This window comes from Amycolatopsis keratiniphila subsp. keratiniphila (genome assembly GCF_001620365.2).
Taxonomy (GTDB): domain Bacteria; phylum Actinomycetota; class Actinomycetes; order Mycobacteriales; family Pseudonocardiaceae; genus Amycolatopsis; species Amycolatopsis keratiniphila.
The window spans coordinates 112,204-128,483 of record NZ_LQMT02000030.1; the positions used below are offsets into that span (position 1 = coordinate 112,204).

General features: G+C 68.1%; 16 protein-coding genes. 6 read left to right on the forward strand and 10 right to left on the reverse strand.

Annotated features, from left to right (window positions below):
* Positions 1-14: 14 nt before the first annotated feature.
* On the reverse strand, positions 15-995 hold the full coding sequence (locus AVR91_RS28835; RefSeq protein WP_063272427.1) for a zinc-dependent alcohol dehydrogenase: 981 nt from the start codon (positions 993-995) through the stop codon (positions 15-17).
* Positions 996-1,055: 60 nt separating this feature from the next.
* Here AVR91_RS28835 and AVR91_RS28840 point away from each other — a divergent pair, with 60 nt between their 5' ends.
* Positions 1,056-1,751 carry a CDP-alcohol phosphatidyltransferase family protein gene (locus AVR91_RS28840; RefSeq protein ID WP_063272428.1) on the forward strand — a complete coding sequence of 232 codons (696 nt, stop codon included), beginning with the start codon at positions 1,056-1,058 and terminating at the stop codon, positions 1,749-1,751.
* Here AVR91_RS28840 and AVR91_RS28845 read toward each other — a convergent pair whose 3' ends face one another.
* The 4 genes from AVR91_RS28845 to AVR91_RS28860 all read right to left on the reverse strand — a co-directional run bounded on the left by AVR91_RS28845 (position 1,752) and on the right by AVR91_RS28860 (position 6,210).
* A complete protein-coding gene (locus AVR91_RS28845; protein WP_063272429.1) occupies positions 1,752-2,114 on the reverse strand; it encodes a tautomerase family protein in 363 nt (120 codons plus the stop codon). It abuts the gene before it with no gap.
* A 1-nt stretch (position 2,115) separates the two neighbouring features.
* On the reverse strand, positions 2,116-2,679 hold the full coding sequence (locus AVR91_RS28850) for a TetR/AcrR family transcriptional regulator (RefSeq protein ID WP_172843523.1): 564 nt from the start codon (positions 2,677-2,679) through the stop codon (positions 2,116-2,118).
* Between the two features lie 291 nt (positions 2,680-2,970).
* Positions 2,971-3,537: an Rv1733c family protein gene (locus AVR91_RS28855; RefSeq protein ID WP_063272431.1), complete on the reverse strand. Its 567-nt coding sequence runs from the start codon at positions 3,535-3,537 to the stop codon at positions 2,971-2,973.
* Between the two features lie 99 nt (positions 3,538-3,636).
* Complete coding sequence (locus AVR91_RS28860) at positions 3,637-6,210, reverse strand: sensor domain-containing protein (RefSeq protein WP_063272432.1); 2,574 nt, start codon at positions 6,208-6,210, stop codon at positions 3,637-3,639.
* 134 nt (positions 6,211-6,344) lie between these two features.
* Here AVR91_RS28860 and AVR91_RS28865 point away from each other — a divergent pair, with 134 nt between their 5' ends.
* The 3 genes from AVR91_RS28865 (at position 6,345) to AVR91_RS28875 (ending at position 8,925) form a co-directional block, all read left to right on the forward strand.
* A complete protein-coding gene (locus AVR91_RS28865; RefSeq protein ID WP_063272433.1) occupies positions 6,345-7,496 on the forward strand; it encodes a beta-ketoacyl synthase N-terminal-like domain-containing protein in 1,152 nt (383 codons plus the stop codon).
* Between the two features lie 81 nt (positions 7,497-7,577).
* On the forward strand, positions 7,578-8,243 hold the full coding sequence (locus AVR91_RS28870; RefSeq protein ID WP_063272434.1) for a DUF998 domain-containing protein: 666 nt from the start codon (positions 7,578-7,580) through the stop codon (positions 8,241-8,243).
* A gap of 55 nt (positions 8,244-8,298) precedes the next feature.
* Positions 8,299-8,925 carry an AAA family ATPase gene (locus tag AVR91_RS28875; protein ID WP_063272435.1) on the forward strand — a complete coding sequence of 209 codons (627 nt, stop codon included), beginning with the start codon at positions 8,299-8,301 and terminating at the stop codon, positions 8,923-8,925.
* A gap of 146 nt (positions 8,926-9,071) precedes the next feature.
* Here the strand turns inward: AVR91_RS28875 and AVR91_RS28880 are convergent, their stop codons facing one another.
* The 5 genes from AVR91_RS28880 to AVR91_RS43205 form a co-directional block, all read right to left on the reverse strand.
* Positions 9,072-10,226: a 4-hydroxybenzoate 3-monooxygenase gene (locus AVR91_RS28880; RefSeq protein ID WP_063272436.1), complete on the reverse strand. Its 1,155-nt coding sequence runs from the start codon at positions 10,224-10,226 to the stop codon at positions 9,072-9,074.
* A gap of 72 nt (positions 10,227-10,298) precedes the next feature.
* Entirely contained in the window at positions 10,299-11,240 is a 942-nt protein-coding gene (locus AVR91_RS28885; protein ID WP_063272437.1) for a DNA polymerase domain-containing protein, read from the reverse strand.
* A 76-nt stretch (positions 11,241-11,316) separates the two neighbouring features.
* On the reverse strand, positions 11,317-11,832 hold the full coding sequence (locus tag AVR91_RS28890) for a lytic polysaccharide monooxygenase auxiliary activity family 9 protein (protein ID WP_016331699.1): 516 nt from the start codon (positions 11,830-11,832) through the stop codon (positions 11,317-11,319).
* Between the two features lie 211 nt (positions 11,833-12,043).
* Positions 12,044-14,656, reverse strand: a complete 2,613-nt coding sequence (locus AVR91_RS28895; RefSeq protein ID WP_063272438.1) for a CHAT domain-containing protein — start codon at positions 14,654-14,656, stop codon at positions 12,044-12,046.
* Positions 14,657-14,748: 92 nt separating this feature from the next.
* On the reverse strand, positions 14,749-14,922 hold the full coding sequence (locus AVR91_RS43205) for a hypothetical protein (protein WP_158077416.1): 174 nt from the start codon (positions 14,920-14,922) through the stop codon (positions 14,749-14,751).
* A gap of 367 nt (positions 14,923-15,289) precedes the next feature.
* On the opposite strand from AVR91_RS43205, the gene AVR91_RS28900 reads away from it, so the two are divergent.
* Together AVR91_RS28900 and AVR91_RS28905 are read left to right on the forward strand one after the other, a co-directional pair.
* Positions 15,290-15,901 carry a hypothetical protein gene (locus tag AVR91_RS28900; protein WP_063272443.1) on the forward strand — a complete coding sequence of 204 codons (612 nt, stop codon included), beginning with the start codon at positions 15,290-15,292 and terminating at the stop codon, positions 15,899-15,901.
* Positions 15,840-16,241 (forward strand): hypothetical protein, encoded by a 402-nt coding sequence (locus AVR91_RS28905; RefSeq protein WP_063272439.1) that lies wholly within the window; start codon positions 15,840-15,842, stop codon positions 16,239-16,241. The genes AVR91_RS28900 and AVR91_RS28905 overlap by 62 nt, the downstream gene beginning before the upstream one ends.
* Positions 16,242-16,280: the final 39 nt, after the last annotated feature.

The following is a 16,280-nucleotide window of genomic DNA, read 5'->3' on the forward strand; positions in this document are numbered from 1 at the left end:
CCCGGGTCGCACCCTTAACGCGTGTCCTCCATCTGATAGGTGACACGGAGGCAGAGCGTTCCTGGTTCATTCGCGGCAAGACGCGGCAAGACGTCCGGTAGTTCACGGAACTGACATTCCCCGCTGACCAGCACTTCGAATCCCGGATCGGCGAGAAGACGCAGAGCGAGCGCCAAGCGGTCGGCGTAGGTCCGGTTCAGCCGGCGGGACGGCGAGACCATGCCGACCTGGCTGCTGCGGATGGCGAGCCGTCGTGAGTGGAAGTTCTCGCCGAGCGGGACGCTGATCCTCCGGTCGCCGTACCAGCTCAGCTCGATGACCTCGCCTTCCGGCGCGAGCAGCTCCAGCGACCGGGCGAGCCCCGCTTCGCTCGCGCTGGCGTGCACGACGAGGTCGCAGTCGCCGAGGGCGTCCTCGGGTGTCGAGAAGTCGACACCGAGGGCTTCGGCGATCTTCGCGCGCTCCGGGTCGACGTCGATCAGCTGCACCCTGGCCCCGGGGAAGCCGGCCAGCAGTTTCGCGACGCTGCTGCCGACCATTCCGGCGCCGACCACGGCGATCCGGTCGCCGATTTTCGGCGACGCGTCCCAGACGGCGTTGACCGCGGTCTCGACCGTCCCCGCGAGGATCGCGCGCTCCGGCGGAACCTCGCGCGGCACCGGCGTGACGGCGGACGCCGGGACGACGAAGCGCGTCTGATGTGGGTAGAGACAGAAGACGACCCGCCCGACGAGGTCCTCCGGACCGCGTTCGACCACGCCGACATTGAGGTACCCGTACTTCACGGGACCGGGGAAATCGCCTTCCTGGAACGGCGCGCGCATGGCCGCACGTTGACTCGGCGGGACCTCGCCGCGGAAGACGAGCGTCTCGGTACCGCGGCTCACGCCCGTGTACAGGGTGCGGACCAGCACTTCGTCGTCGCCGACCGGAGGGAGCGTGACGGGCCGGAGTTCACCGTCGCCGGAACCACTGAACCAGAAGGCGCGTTCCATCGTGTCCTCTCATGTCGGACCCTGGAAGCGGGGTCACCGCCACCATAACGAGGAGGCCTCGTGATCAACCCCGGAGTTTTCCTGGGGGTCCTCGTCCAGCTGGCGCTGCTGGGGACGCTGGACGCCGTCACCGGGCTGGGCCCGCTGGGCTGGCTCGCCGGAGCGGCCTACGGCCTCGCCGTGGGCGGATTCCTGACCTACGGCCTGAACCGGAGCACCGCGCGCTCCCTGGGCCCCGCCGACGCCGTCACGCTCGCCCGCTCGGGGCTGGTCGGCTGCGTCACCGCGCTCGTCGTCGACACCGCGGGACGGGAGATCGTCGCGATGGTCGTCATCGCGTCGGTCGCGCTCGCCCTGGACGCCGTCGACGGCCAGGTCGCCCGCCGCACCGGGACGGCGTCGCCGCTGGGCGCGCGGTTCGACATGGAGGTCGACGCGTATCTGATCCTGATCCTGAGCGTGGTCGTCGCGCAGTCGCTGGGCCCGTGGGTGCTCACGATCGGCGCGATGCGCTACGTCTTCGTCGCGGCGAGCAGGCTGTGGCCTTGGCTGAACACGCCGCTCCCGCCGAGCATGGCGCGCAAGACGGTCGCGGCGGTCCAGGGCATCGTGCTGGTCGTGGCGGCCTCGACGATCCTGCCGCTCTGGGCCGGTTTCGTGGTCACGCTGGGCGCGCTGGCGTTGCTGACCTGGTCGTTCGGCCGCGACACGTGGTGGCTGCTGGAGCAGCACGCCTTCGCCGCCGCGCCCGCGTGATCACGCGTACTGCGCTTCGCCGTTGCCGATCGACCAGTCGATGGGATTGTTCTCGGTGATCGTGACGAGCACGTTCCGTGGCTCGGTCCCCGCGTACTCCTCGGCGAGCTCCGCGATCCGCCGGTACAGCGACTTCTTCTGCTCGTCGGTGCGGCCCTGCCGCATGGTGATCGTGACGAACACGACCCCCTCGTCGCGGTGGATCCCCAGGTAGTCGTCGTATTTCAGGGTGTTCTGGCCGTTGAGGACCTGGAAGCGGTCGTCGGCCGGGATGCCGAGCGTCTCGACCAGCGCGTCGTGGACGGCGTTGCCGAGGGCTTCGAGCTTCTCGGTCCCGATGGTGTCGATACGGACGAAGGGCATGTCAGGTCTCCTTGGTGGTGAGCAGGCCGAGGGCGCCGTCGACGGCTTTCGCGAACACGTCCGGGGAACCGGCGGCGCGGGCGAGGATGTACCCGCCCTGCAGCGCCGCGACCAGCGCGGTCGCCGTGGCGAGCGGGTCCAGCGCCGGGTCGAGCTCACCGGCCGCGCGGCCCTCGTCGAGCAGTTCGGCGAGGCGGCCGGTGAGCCAGCCGAAGTACTCCTCGACCGGCTTGCGCAGCTCCGCGTCGGCCATCACGTCGGGATCCTGGGCGAGCCTGCCGACCGGACAGCCCTTGAGCACGTCACGCTCACGGCGCAGGTAGACCGTGATGCGCTCGACGACCGAACCGGGCCCGGCGAACTCGGCCTCCGCTTTGGCGCGCAGATCGTCGGCGCTGCGGCCGATCGCGGCGAGCGCGAGTTCGGACTTGCCCTGGAAGTGGTGGTACATGCTGCCCTGGCCGGCGCCGGAACGTTCCTGGATCGCCTTCGGGCTGGTGCCGACGTACCCGCGCTCCCACAGAAGCTCGCGAGTGCTCTCGATGAGCCTTTCCCTCTTGTCCACGTTCTGACCGTACATACTAGTAGGTACAGAGACAACCCAGGCGCACGGGAGCAAGGGACCTTTGCTACCACTTTGACGCTTCCCCGCAGGTCAGCGCCCACTTTCCGCATTTAGAGGACTAAACGCTCCCCATGTCCGTGAAGGCCTCCTTCACTACCCTCAAGGTAGGGAAGGAGGCCTTCACGGACCGCCAGACCGCCACATGCGCCCCAGCGACCTCAGGCCTCACAGCCGACGCGCGTGAAGGCCCCCTTCACTGCGCTAGACGCAATGAAGGGGCCTTCACGTACTTCAAGAACGCGAGTCCTGCCCGAACCGCTCCCACTCCCGATCCCAAGCCGCCCACCGCGCCCGGTTCAGCAGGTGCCGGGCGAGCAGATACCCCGCCACCAGCAGCGTCACCCCGCTCAGCCACACACCGACGCCGACCCCGATCCCCGTGCTGGCCGCGTCCAGCGGCATCACCGGCGGCTCGACCACGGCACCGGACTCGTCGAGCCACACGGTCACCGCGTCCCCCGCCGAAGCGCCGAGATCGACACTCACGGCAGCCTCCTGAAAACCCCCGTCCGGCAACGCCCACCGCGCCGCCACCTGAGCCGTCTCCGCCGAGGGCGTCCCATCGACACCGATCCGCGCCGGCGGAGCGTCTTCGAGCAGGAACGCGGTCGTCGAGTGACGCGAAGCCGTCTCAAGAGCCGAGCGCGCCATCATGGTCGCGTAGGCCTCCGAGCCCGCCGCCGCGGCCAGTGGCACACCGAGCAGCGCGATCAGGACGCAGGCGACCAGGATCGCCGCCTCGATCCGATCCCAGCTCCGGCCGAGGTGGATCCGGCGCCACAGGTGCACGAGCGACACGACGGACCTCCTTCACCGGTAAGCCTGCGCTGGGAAGAGCCGTCACGACAGGAGGCTTTGGTCCCGCATCCAAGACCACGTACGCGGCGAGCGTCCGGTTCACCGCACTACGTGTTCGTACGCGGACTTCAGGTCTTCGACCCGGCCCGGCGGAGCCACCAAAGGCCCCTTCGCCCAGTCGCAGCCGAGTTCGTGCAGCACCTCCAGTTGCCTCGCGGTCTCGACCCCTTCCGCGACGACGACGAGGTCGACGGCGTGCGCCATCGCCATGATCCCGGCGACGATCGGTTCGGCGTCGCTCGACCGCCCGAGATCGGCGACGAACGACCGGTCGATCTCGATCACGTTCAGATCGAGCCCGCACAGCTGGGCGAGCGAGGAATATCCGGCGCCGAACCGTTCCGCGGTCACCCGCACCCCGGTCTTCCGCAGCGCGTCGACGGCGTCGGCCGCGTCCTTCAGCGCCGTCTCGTCGACGTCGAGGCTCAGGTCCTGCGGCCCGAGGCCGGCGCCCTCCAGCGTTGTCTGAACCACTTGCAGCAACGTGGGATCGCCCAGTTGGCGGACCGAAAGGCTCACATTCACATTACAGTGCACACCATGATCGGCACGCCATCGAGAGATCTCGCAGGCGGCCTTGGCGAGAACCTCCGCCCCGATGACCGTCAAAAGATCGCCGTCGTCGGCGAGCTCGGCCAATTCCGCCGGATCGATCGGCCCGCGAACGGGATGATTCCAACAGGACTTCGCCTTCACCGCGACCGTCCACCCGGTCCGCAAATCGACGACGGGCTGATAAACGGTCTCGACCAGGCCTTCCGCGACGGCGTTCCGCAGATCCTGTTCCAGTGCGAAACGGTCCCGTACTCGTTTCCGCATGATCGGCGCATAGAACGCATAACGACCGGGGCCGAACGTTTTCGCCTGATACATCGCCAAATCGGCGTCTTCCAGCAATTCGTCGGCCGTGCGCCGATCGCCCGGTTCGGCGATCACTATTCCAATGCTCGTATTGATATGCAGTTCTCGGCCGTGCACGGTGAGCGATTCGGCGAGCCGCCGCTGGAGATGATCGGCCAGTGCCCGCACCTCGGCGGCTTCGGTATAACCGGTGGTGATGACCAGGAACTCGTCCCCGCCGAGCCGTCCGACCAGGTCCGAAGGCGCGGCGGCCCGCAGCCGGTCGCCGATGATGCGCAGCACCTGGTCGCCCACGGTATGACCGAGCGAATCGTTGATGATCTTGAACTTGTCGAGGTCGATGAACATCACCGTGGTCGTCCGGTCCGGATCGGCGATCGTCCGGCGCAGGTGGTTCAGCGCGAGCGTGCGGTTCGCGAGCCTGGTCAGCGGGTCGTGGGTGGCCTCGTAGGCCAGCCGCTCGCTGATCGCGCGCCGGTCGGTGATGTCGGCGAAGGACGTCAGCACCGAGGGCACGCTCTGGCCGGGCGCCATCAGCGGGCCGGAGGTCAGCGAAAGCCACCGATGCTCGCCGTCACGCCGCCGCACCTGCACGACCCGCCCGGTCTCGACCTTCCCGGACCGGCGCACCCGCGCGGACGGCAGATCGTCGACGGGCACCGGGACGCCGTGCTCGTCGTGCAGCCGCAGCGTCCGGCTCTCCAGGCCGACCAGGGAACCCGGGGGCACCCCGGCGATCCGGTGCGCCGCGGAGTTCGCCAGCTCGATCCGCCCGCCGGGGCCCACCAGCAGCACTCCCTCGTCGAGCGTCTCGACGACGGTGGCGAATTCGGCCTCGGCCCGGCGCTGTGCGGTCTCGTCGGCGCACAGCAGCACGTAACCGTCGAACATCTCGGCCGCGGAGACGCGCACCGCCAGCGCCGTGCCGTCGGCGCTGTAATGCGTCGCCTGCACGACACCGCCCGCGGCGACGACCTCCCGCGGGCTCATCGGCGCGCCGACCACCTCGGCCACCGGAACACCGATGACCTGGTCGAGGTCGTGCCCGTAGACGGCTTCCGCCGCCGGATTCCAGCTCGTCACCAGCCCGTCGGGCGAGGTCGCGATGATCGCGTCGCTCGCGTGGCCGACCAGCGCCGCCTGGAACCGCAGCCCGGCCTCGGCCGCCTTCTGCGTGGTCAGGTCGCGCATGATCACCTGGTACGCGGGTTTGCCCTCCCAGGTGGTGAGCACCGCCTGGGATTCGACGTCGACGCTGCGGCCTTGCAGGGTCCGCAGGGTCATCTCGGTCGGTTCACTGAACGAGCCGGGCGAGGCCAGCGAACCGATCCGCGCCAGCAGCGCGTCCTGCGAACCCTCGTCGACCAGGTCCGTGATGTGCATCCCGATGATCTCTGTCGACACCTTCGCGCCGACGAAGCGCATGGTGGCCGAGTTCACGAAGACGACTTTGCCCCGTTGATGGACACAGATCCCGTAAGGGCTCGCCTCCACCATCGTGAGATATTGCGTTCCCAAAGTGCCGCTGTCGGAATTTTGCTCCAAAAGGCGGTACCCCTGGCCGAGAAAAGCGAGCGCGGGGTCGCCGCGCCGATCCCTCTCGGCGGACAACTCGGTCAGCAGACGGACGAGCGACGCGTGCCGCCCGGGTTTTCCCACCGTGCGGGTCGCGGTGCCGTTCGCTGGCGAGGAATCCTGATCCGAGGGCCGGTGGGTGTCGGGAGTCCCACCGTCGAGATCGTCAGGATCCATCTGATCCAAACCCCCTACTCGACTGATGTAGCTTCCGATTAGATCACTAAATCGACGTAGCCGTCCTCCCCGGACAGCTGATCGGTGCGGCTATTCCACCCCAGCGTTGACTGAATGTAGTTGAAGGGAAACACGTGCGGAGCAAAACAGACATCTGCGGCATCGGCGCCGTAACCGCCTACGGCTGGGGGCGCGAATCACTGTGGGAGGGCCTGGCGAGCGGCGTCCCCTGCGCCCAATTCACCGACGGCTTCGGGGAAACCCCGGATCTGCCCGGCTGGGTCGCGCACGTCCCCGAGGGCGGCAAGGCGAGGGACGGCAGCCTGCACGCGCGCGCCCTGCTCGCCGCGGCACGGGAAGCGATCGAAGACGCCGGCTCGCGGGGCTGGACGCCGGGCCGCCGGGTCGGGGTCATCTCCGGCGGCGTCCGCGAGGACCTGCGCACCTGGGACCGGCTCACCGAACTCGGCGAACAGCTCATGTACCGGCGCGAGTTCATCGGCATGATGCCCTCGACCCCGATCGCCACACTGATGTCGGAGTTCGGTTTCCACGGCCCGTCGATGGCCACGTCCGCGATGTGCGCGACCGGGAGCGCCGCCGTGCTCACCGCGAAGATGTGGCTGGACGCGGACATGGCCGACGACGTCGTCGTGGTCACCACCGATCTGTCCGCGACCAGGCCGATGGTGCGCAACTTCGTGCACTGCGGGGTGGCGATCACCGACGTGCCCCCGCTCGAAGCCTGCCGTCCTTTCCAAGAGGGCACAAAGGGTTTCACCTTCTCCGAGGCCGCGGTCGCGGTGGTGCTGACCCAGCGCAAGACCGATTCGTACGCGACGCTGCGAGGCGGCGCGATGACGCACGAAGCGCACAACGCGATGGCGCTCGACCCCGATTCGACGAGCGCCATCGAGGCGGTGACCAGCGCGCTGGAGAACGCGGCCGCCGCGCCGTCGGACGTCCGCTACCTCAACGCGCACGGGACGGGCACGAAACTCTGCCACCGCACGGAATCCCAGATCCTCGAAGCGGTCTTCCCGCGCGAGACCGGGATCTACTCGATCAAACCGCTGACCGGGCACAGCCAGTCTGGCAGCGCGCTGACCGAGATCGCGGCGATCTGCCTCGCGGCGGAGCGGGATCTGGTGCCGGCGCCGAAACCGGTGGCGGACGGGCATCCGCAGCTGTTGGACGGACCGTCCCGGCCGGAAGGCGGGCTCACCGTCAAGACGTCGATCGGGATGGGCGGTTACGTCGCGGCTGTCGTGTTGGAGAACGCCTAGCGAGCAATTCGATAACACACGGTCTCTCCATCGTCACGAGCTGTCATCATATGGCGACAAGCACTGAGCACGGAGGCGACCATGAGCGCGCGAACGGCATCCGACAACCTCGTCCACAACTACCTGTTCTTGCGGCGCGCCATCGGTTTCCTCGGGATCGGGCTGCCGTTCGTGCTGGTCTTCGGGAAGCTGGTCGTCGATGGCGGCGGCCTGCTCAACTCGATCAGCGGTTACTACTACTCGGGAATGCGTGACGTCTGGGTCGGCGTCATGTGCGCCATCGGCGTCTTCCTGTTGTCCTACCGGGGTTACGGCCGGGTCGACGACATCGCCGGGAACATCGCGGCGGTGGCCGCGGTCGGGGTGGCGCTCTTCCCCACGACTCCGGCGAACGGCGACCGCACGGACGAGATCGTCGGGCTGCTGCACCTCGGCTTCGCCGCGGTCTTCTTCCTCACCTTGGCGTTCTTCTGCATCGTGTTGTTCACCAAGTCGGACAAGGAGATCCCCGGCGCCCGCAAACCCGAACGGAACCGGCTGTACGTCGCGTCGGGCGTGATCATGCTGGTGTGCCTGGCGTTGATCGTGCTCTGCGGCCTGGTGTTCGACGAGCTGACGAAGGACCTCTACCCGGCGCTGTGGCTGGAGTCGGTGGCGATCCTCGCGTTCGGTGTCGCGTGGCTCACCAAGGGCGGGACGCTCCTGCCGGACAAGACCGTGCTGCCCGGAACGCGCGTGACCGCCTGACCTGTGCCGATCCGGGTAAAGGAACCTTTGTCATCGGCCGGGTCGTTGAGGCCGTATGACCGATCGCATCGCACTCCGGCTCGGCCGTCGCGACCTGCTGGTGGTGGCGGGGATTCCCGGGGCGGGCAAGACCACCCTGCTGTCCCGGGCGGCGACCGGCCCGCTACCGGTGCTCGATTCCGACCAGGTCCGCGCGCGGCTGCGCGAGCGGTTGCCGCCCGCGCTGCCGTACCGGATCTACCGGCCGCTGGTCCACGGCTGGCATCGCGCGCGGGTCGTGCGGTCCGCGCTGGCGCACGGCGGCCCGCTCGTCGTGCACGAACCGTCGACCAGGGCCACCACCCGCGGCCTGCTGGCCCTGCTCGGCCTGCTGAGCCGCCGCCCGGTCCGGTTGCTGTGGCTCGACGTGGCGCCGGAGGACGCCCGCGCGGGCCAAGTCGCGCGCGGGCGGGTCATCCGGCGGCATTCGTTCGCCCGCCACGTCAAAAGGGCCGAGAAGGTACGCCGTGCCCTGCGTGAGGGCTGGGTCCCGGCGGGCTGGCACAGCGCGCGGATGGTGACCCGCGAGGTCACCGGTGCGCTGCGCTTCGTCACCGAGGAGGAGCCGGGGAGACACCGCTCAGGCGACGTCCGGCTCCTCCGCGTCGAGCTTCCCGCGACACACACAGTCCGCGCGGGCTAGCGGCTCCGGCTCGGGTTCGTCCGCGGGTGCGGGACGGCTCGGATGCGGGTTCGACGGCGTCCAGCGGATGCGTACCGGCATCGTCGTTCGTCCTTTCACTCCGCGATCCCCTCTTTCCCGGAATACGGACGCGACGGGCTTCCGGTTCAGATACCCACGTAGTTTTCGGCGAAGAAGTCTTGGTGCGCACGGGAAACCCGCAGGCTCTCCAGCCGTGCGTCCCGCAGCGCCCGCTGGAAGACGGCCTCGTCGTCGTAGCCTGCCGGGCCGTGCAGCAGATTGATCATCCAGAGCGAGAACTCCTGCGCACGCCAGATCCGCGGCAGGCAGTCGGCGGAGTAGCGATCGAGCGCCGTCGTGTCGCTCCCGCGGTGGGCCGCGATCAACGCGTGCGCGAGGATTTCGGCCTCCATCAAGGCGAGATTCGCGCCCTTCGCAGCGGCGGGACTGATGAGGCTCGCCGCGTCGCCCGCGAGGAACAGGTTCCCCCGCTGGATCGTGTCCATCACGCGCGAGGCCATGTCCACGATCCGGCGCTCGATGATGGCGCCGCGTTTGAGCTCGCCGTAGCGATCGGAGCGCATCCGCACGTGCAGTTCGTCCCAGATCCGGTCGTCTCCCCACTCATCCGGATCCTCGCCGCGCGGGACTTCGAGGTAATAACGCGTCACCGTCGGCGTCCTCGCCATATGCCCGGCGAATCCGCGTTCGTGGATCGCGTAACCGATCGCGGACATGCTCGGCGGCGCCTCGGCGAGGATCGCCAGCCACGAGATGTCGTGATCCCGCCGGAAGACCCGCGCGGGGACGGATCTCAGCGAGACCCCGCGTCTGCCGTCGCAGCCGGCGATGTACTTGGCACGCAACAGAAGATCATCGGCGATGACCGTCGCGTCCATCCCCGACACCGACGAGACCTCGGTGCCGAACCTGATCTCACCGCCGCGGGCGAGGAATTCCGCGATCAGATCGGTGACCAGGAACTGTTGCGGGTAAACGGTGTGCACCTCACCGTTCCCGAGTTCACTGTAGTCGAGCTCGAATTCGGCCTGATCGTTGCGGAAGGCGCAGGTGTCGTGCCTCGCGCCCTTCTCGATCAACCCGGCGGCGAGCCCGTTCTCGGTGAGCACACGGACACTGTTCGCGGCGAGAAAACCCGCCCTCGCCCGGTTTTCGACATGTTCACGGCTTTGCCGCTCGAGGATCAGGCAGTCGATCCCGGCGGCCCTCAACAGGTTCCCCAGCACGAGCCCCGCCGGGCCGGCCCCCACGATCACCACGTCGGCATCGATCTTCCCCACGAAAGCCCCCAGTACCTTCGCCCACCCCCAGCGCGGTCCAAGGTACACAAAACGGCGTACCGCCGTGGGTGTTCAGTCCTTCCGCTCGCGCGCCCTCGCCCGGCGTTTCCCCTCGTGCATCGCCACGACCCGCGCGATCGGGATCGTGTGGCCCTGCTCGACGAGGTCGGCGGGCAGCGTCTGCGGCTCCGGCATCGACTCGGCCCACGGGTCCTTGCCGCCGAGGAGATCGGGCGCCGTGTGCACGGTGAAATCGGCGGGGACCACGTTTTCGAGGTCGTCCCAGGACACCGGGAACGACACCGTCAGCCCTGGCCGCAGCCGCGGGCTGTACGCCGCCGCGACCGTGTTTCCGCCCGCCCGCGTCGAATCGAGGTACACCTTGCCCTCGCGGTCTTCCACGATGTACGCGGTCGTCGCGATCGACGGATCGAGCCGCTCCGCGCGGGCGGCCAGCGCGCGGGTCGCGGCGAAGACGTCTTCGAAACCTTGTCCCGGCACCAGGGGGACGAAGATGTGCACTCCCTTGGAACCGCTGGTCTTCACCGTCCCGACGAGCCCGGATTCGGCGAGTGCCTGGCGCACCAGAACGGCGGCCTTCACGACGTGCGCGAAATCGTCGCCGGCGGGCGGATCCAGGTCCAGCACGAGGTGGGTCGGCCCCGCGTCGACGTCCGCGGTCATCAGCGTCGGGTGATATTCGACGGCGCGCTGGTTCGCGAACCACAGCAGCGTGCGGCGGTCGTCGCAGAGCGCGTACGACACCTGCCGTTTCGACGTCTCCGCCCACATCCCGTACCGCTTCACCCAGTCGGGCGTGTACTTGGGCAGGTTCTTCTGCATGAACGGGTCTTGCCCGCGCAGGATGCGGATCACCGAAAGCGGCCTGTTCGCCAGCACGGGAACGAGGCGATCCGCGACGGCGTCCAGATAATCCACCAGGTCGCGTTTGGTCACGCCCTCGAACAAGGGCTGATCGAGATTGGTCAGCTTGACGCCGTCCCGTTCGCACATGGGACGAGCCTGACACAAAAGGCTCGTGAGCGGTAATGACGGTTAGAACCGGCATTACCGCTCACGAGCCCACTACCTAGCTGATGTTGGCGTCGATGCAGGCGTAGAACGCGTTCGCCGTGTCGTAGACGTTCCAGCGGGCGAGGATCTTGTGGCGCCCGCTCTGCTGCAGGTTCACGCTGTGGGTGACCGTGGCGCCCGGCTGCGCGCCGCCGTCGTTGAAGCTGGCGACCTTGGCACCGTCGACGAAGTACTCCCAGGTGCTGGTGCGGTGGCGAGCCGTCAGCGTCCACCGGAACGTGGTGGTACGGCCGAGGGAATGCACCTTCCAGCCCTTGCTGTCATCGTTGAGGTCCGCGAAACGGCCGACACCGCCGTTGCAGCTCATGAGACCCTTGGGGCCTTCGACACTTTGCGGCTCCCATTTGATGGAGCCACAGGAAACGGTGTTCTGGGCGCATTGTGCCTGCCTGCTCGCAGGCGAGGAAACGTAACCGTGCGCGCTGGCGGTGCCCGCCGGGATCGCGACCAGGGCCGCCGGCACCATGGCCGCACCGGCCGCCAGGGTCAAAAGCCGTCGTTTGAAGCTCATGCCTACCCCTTTCCCATCTCTACACCCACCGCGGACTCGAGATTCCTGGGTCACAGCGAGCGAAATACCAATGAAGGTTGGGACCCATCCGCCGAAGCGCCGAGCGGGCGAATGTGGTCTAGACCATAATTGGTTCAGACGACTCGGTCAAGAGTAACCAACCGGCCACTTGGAGTCGTGAAGATCGAACAGGGGTTGTCAAGCCGGACGATCAGCCCGCACCCAAACAGACGAACGGTCGCCGGAACGGATCAACGGCGATGGTGTCCGCCAGTGCGGTCGCCGGTCCGTCGCCTCCCGCGAGGCCGCGGTGGTAATCGTCCATCGCGGCCGCCGCGGCCTCGTCACCGACTCGGCTCAACGGCGCGATCACCGTCCGCGAACCGCTCGCGAGCAACCCGCTGGCGAAACCGAGGACCTCGTCGCCGGGCCGGATCCGGTTCAGCGCCAGTTCACACGCCGCGAAGACGACCTGCGACGGCGGCTGCGCCAGCCCGGCCATCTCGTGCGCGAAGAGCGCGCCGTCGGCCAATTCCAGCCGGGAGAACAAGGCGTTCTCTGGCTCGTGCGCACCGTGCGCGGCGATATGCGCGAGCTTCGCCCCGTCCAGCGCCCGCAGAACCGACGACACGGTCGCCTCGGCACCGGCCAGCGTATGCGCGGTCCGGTAGTGCATCGCGAGCTTGTCCAGCTCACCACGGGTCCCGACGAGGCCGGGGCCACGGACGAGCACGACCTTCCGCGCGCGGGACACCGCCGACCGCGCCGCCCCCAGCCAGGCCGTCGCCGACGGGGCGACGACGATCGGCCGGGACCGCAGCGCCGGCAGCACTCCCCACGGGACGGCGAACAACGGACCGGTCGGCACGACGATCAGGCCGCGGTCCCCCAGCAGCGCTTCGAGCGGCCGGATCAGCTGGATGTCCAACCGTTCGGCCTGTTTCCGCGCCGACCCCAGCACCGACTGGACCAAGGGCGCCGGCAGCTGATCCGGCGCAAGGGCGTCGAGGTCGACGTTCAGCATCCGCGCGGACTCCGCCGCCCGCGCGGCCGAACCGAGCCGCACCAGCTCGCATCGCCCGCCGACGACGACCATCGCCACGAGGTCGTCCCCCGACGACGCGAAACTCACCAGCGCGCGTTCGCCCAGCTCCTGGGCGACCTCCGCGAGCCGCGCGACCGGCCGCGGCCTGCCCCAGCGGCCGGTATGCCAGCCGAGCCGATGCGCCTCGCGCAACCGCTCGGCGTGCTTCGCCCGCAAGGCCGCCGTCGGATGTCCCTCGTGCTGCGCCTGGTGGATCGCCTGATCGAGCCCCCGGACCTCGCCGACCCGCTCGGCGAGCTCCGGGTCGGTCGCGACAACTGGTTCGTACCGGTAACTTTGCGCCCTGGTCCGCTCCGTCCAGCCGAACAACCGGGCCGCGTCGGCCCGCTCCAGCACGATCTTGACGGCCAGATCCGCCAATTCCCTGCCGTGCAGCGCCGTACCGGACACCAGCTCGATGCCGCCCATCCGGTCGCGGACGCGGTCGAGTTCGGTGAGCCCGGCCCGGATCTCGGCCAGCGCCTTGGTCTTGTCCCCCTCGGCCACCGCGAGTTCCGCACGGCAAAGCCGGCGCAGCATCCGATAATCGACGGAGGTCAGCCGTCCCGGCTGCGGAATCCGCGCGAGCAGCTCGGCGGCACGTTTGCGTTTTCCCTTCCGCAGCTCGACCCGGACAGCCAGCATCCGCGCCAGCGCGGCCTGGTCGGCGAGCCGCGGCATCGGCATCCCGTTCGCCGCCCGCAGCGCGCGCGAGGTCAGCGTGGGCGGGATTTCGTTGGTGCGCAAGGCTTCCTGCACGTCGGCGCGGAGGCCGACGATGGTCGCGTTGGCGACACACGTCTGGCAGCCCCAGCGCAGCGTACGACGCCGGGCCGAAGCGGCATAGGTTCGCGCGAGCTCCAGATCATCGGTCATCAACGCCGCGGTCGCGCGGAACAACTCCACCCCGCCCAGGTCCCTGGTGATACTCCGCTGTTCCAGCATCACCGGCAGGATCTCGTCGAGATGCGCTCCTGCCTCTTCGGCCAAGCCGGCGGTCAACAGCGCTTCGGCCCGCTCCCATCTCAGCAGGGGCGGAATGGCCAGCTCCAGCGAGCGGTAGATCCGCTCGCTTTCCTCGTAGAGCCGTAGCGCGGCGGGCACGTTGCCGACCCGGAGTTCGAGCGTGCCCAGCGGGCGGCGGACGTCCGCGGCCTGTGCCCGCAGCCCGTTCCGTTCCGCGAGTTCCACGGCGCTGACGAGATCCCGCCTCGCCCGCCGGACATCGCCGAGCCTGGTGTACGCGAGCCCCCGCGTGGTCAACGTGCCCAGATAAGGATCCAGCGAGGCCGAGGGATCCTTCGCCATGGAGAGCGCGGCCTCTTTGTGCGCCAGTGACGAATCGAAATACCCCGTGCTTTCCTCGTTCCGCCCCACCGCCATGAGCAGGAGTCCGTAATTGTGGTCGAGCTGTCCGCGTAATTCCGCGTAAAGGCGGGGGTCGTCCACCGCTTTCAGCAACAGCCGCACGTCGTCCAGACCGGCGAGACCGGAAGCGACGCCCCCGCTGGTCTCCGACCCCACGGTCGCGATACTGGAGGCCAGCCGGATCCGGGCGGCGAGCCAGTCGTGCCTCATCTCCTCGGCGACCGGATGGATGGAATCGAGCAACGCCATGCCGCGGCGGAGCAGGAGGATTCCTTCGCGTTGACGGGCCGAACACGCGGCATCGATACCGGCGCGCTGGAGTTCGCGCGCCTTGCGAATGACCTCGATTTGATCGAGCTGTGTTACCGCCACTGATCTATGACAGCACACTCCGTAGCCGAGAGTCGCCCGCCACCGGTTCGAAACCGGGTGACGGGCGAACATCTTTCGGCCAGGAGCATTGCTCAGGGAGTGGGCGGCGGCGTCTGAGCACATCCGCCGGGGCAGTCGCGGACCCGTTCGTTCTGGTGCTCACAATCGGGACCGTGCCGGTGTTCTCCCTGGTCGGGCTTGGGCTGAGCCGGGTCGACCGGCTCCTCCTCGCCGATGGGGTCCTTGACGTCCGTAGGCGTCGACATTTGACGATCTCCTCCCCTGGTGATCATTTTTGTCATATCAGGCAGCCCCATTCACGGCTGCCCCCCTCTGTTCGCAGGCCCTCTTCCTGCGAACGGGGCAATAGTGCCACAACGGAGCAGTGATCGGGAGCTTTTACCTACACTGAGTCATCGGCGGCACCCAATAGGGGGACGCCTGGTTAGCAAACCTCACGATCTCCGCTCAATGCGCACACCAGCGCACGCGAAGCGGCCCAAGAAAGATCAATTCACTGCGCCATCCGGCCTAAGATCCAAAACTTCTTGCGACACAAGGGTTTCCGGCTCGAAAAGCGGGGAATTCGCTGCCTGTCGGGGGATGACCGGCGAATATCCGGAGGAGATAGCGATGCCCACGTGGTTGGTCATCATCATCGTCATCGCCGCGATCCTGGTGGTGGGTGCGGCCGCCTGGTTCGTCATCGAAGGACAACGCAGGCGGCGATTGCGCGAGACGTTCGGGCCCGAATACGACCGGGCCGTGAAGGAACACGAAAGTCCGCGGGACGCCGAACGTGAGCTTTCGTCGCGGGTGAAACGACACTCGGATCTCGACATCCGGCCGTTGCCGGAGACCACGAAAGACCGGTACGCGCAGGAATGGGCGCTGATCCAGGAACAGTTCGTCGACCGCCCGTCCGGCGCCGTCGTCGAGGCGGACCGCGTACTGGTCTCGCTGATGGCCGAGCGCGGCTACCCGACCGAAGGGTACGACCAGCAGCTCGCGGATCTGTCCGTCCGGCACGCGAACGCGTTGCGGCACTACCGCGCCGGGCACGACACACTGGTGCGCCACCGGGAATCCGAAATGTCCACAGAGGACATGCGGGAAGCGATGAAGCACTACCGCGAAGTGTTCGAAGATCTGTTGACCGATGCCGGCGAAGGAGCGGAAAGCCATGGAAAGCAGGCCCCTGGAAACCGAGGGAACGGAACGGCTCGACGAGGATCGGACCACTGACGGCGATACCGGCCGCCCACTGGGCACCGAGGACCTGGTGGCCCCCGATCCCCAGCGCACCAACGAAGATGAAGCGCAGACGCTGTTCGAAAACGCCGACGTCGACCGGTTCCGCGACAGCTGGCAAGGTATCCAGACGGCCTTTGTGGACGATCCGCGGCGAGCGGTCAAGGAGGCCGACGAGCTCGTCGCGGTGGTGATCCAGAACCTGGCCACGACTTTCGCGGACCACAAGAAGGAATTGGAATCCGCGTGGAGTCAAGGCGAACCGGCCACCGAAGACCTCCGGATCGCGCTTCGCCGCTACCGGTCGTTCTTCAACCAACTGCTGAGCGCCTGAGAAAAGCCTCGTGAGTGGGGGATCCACTCACGAGGCTTT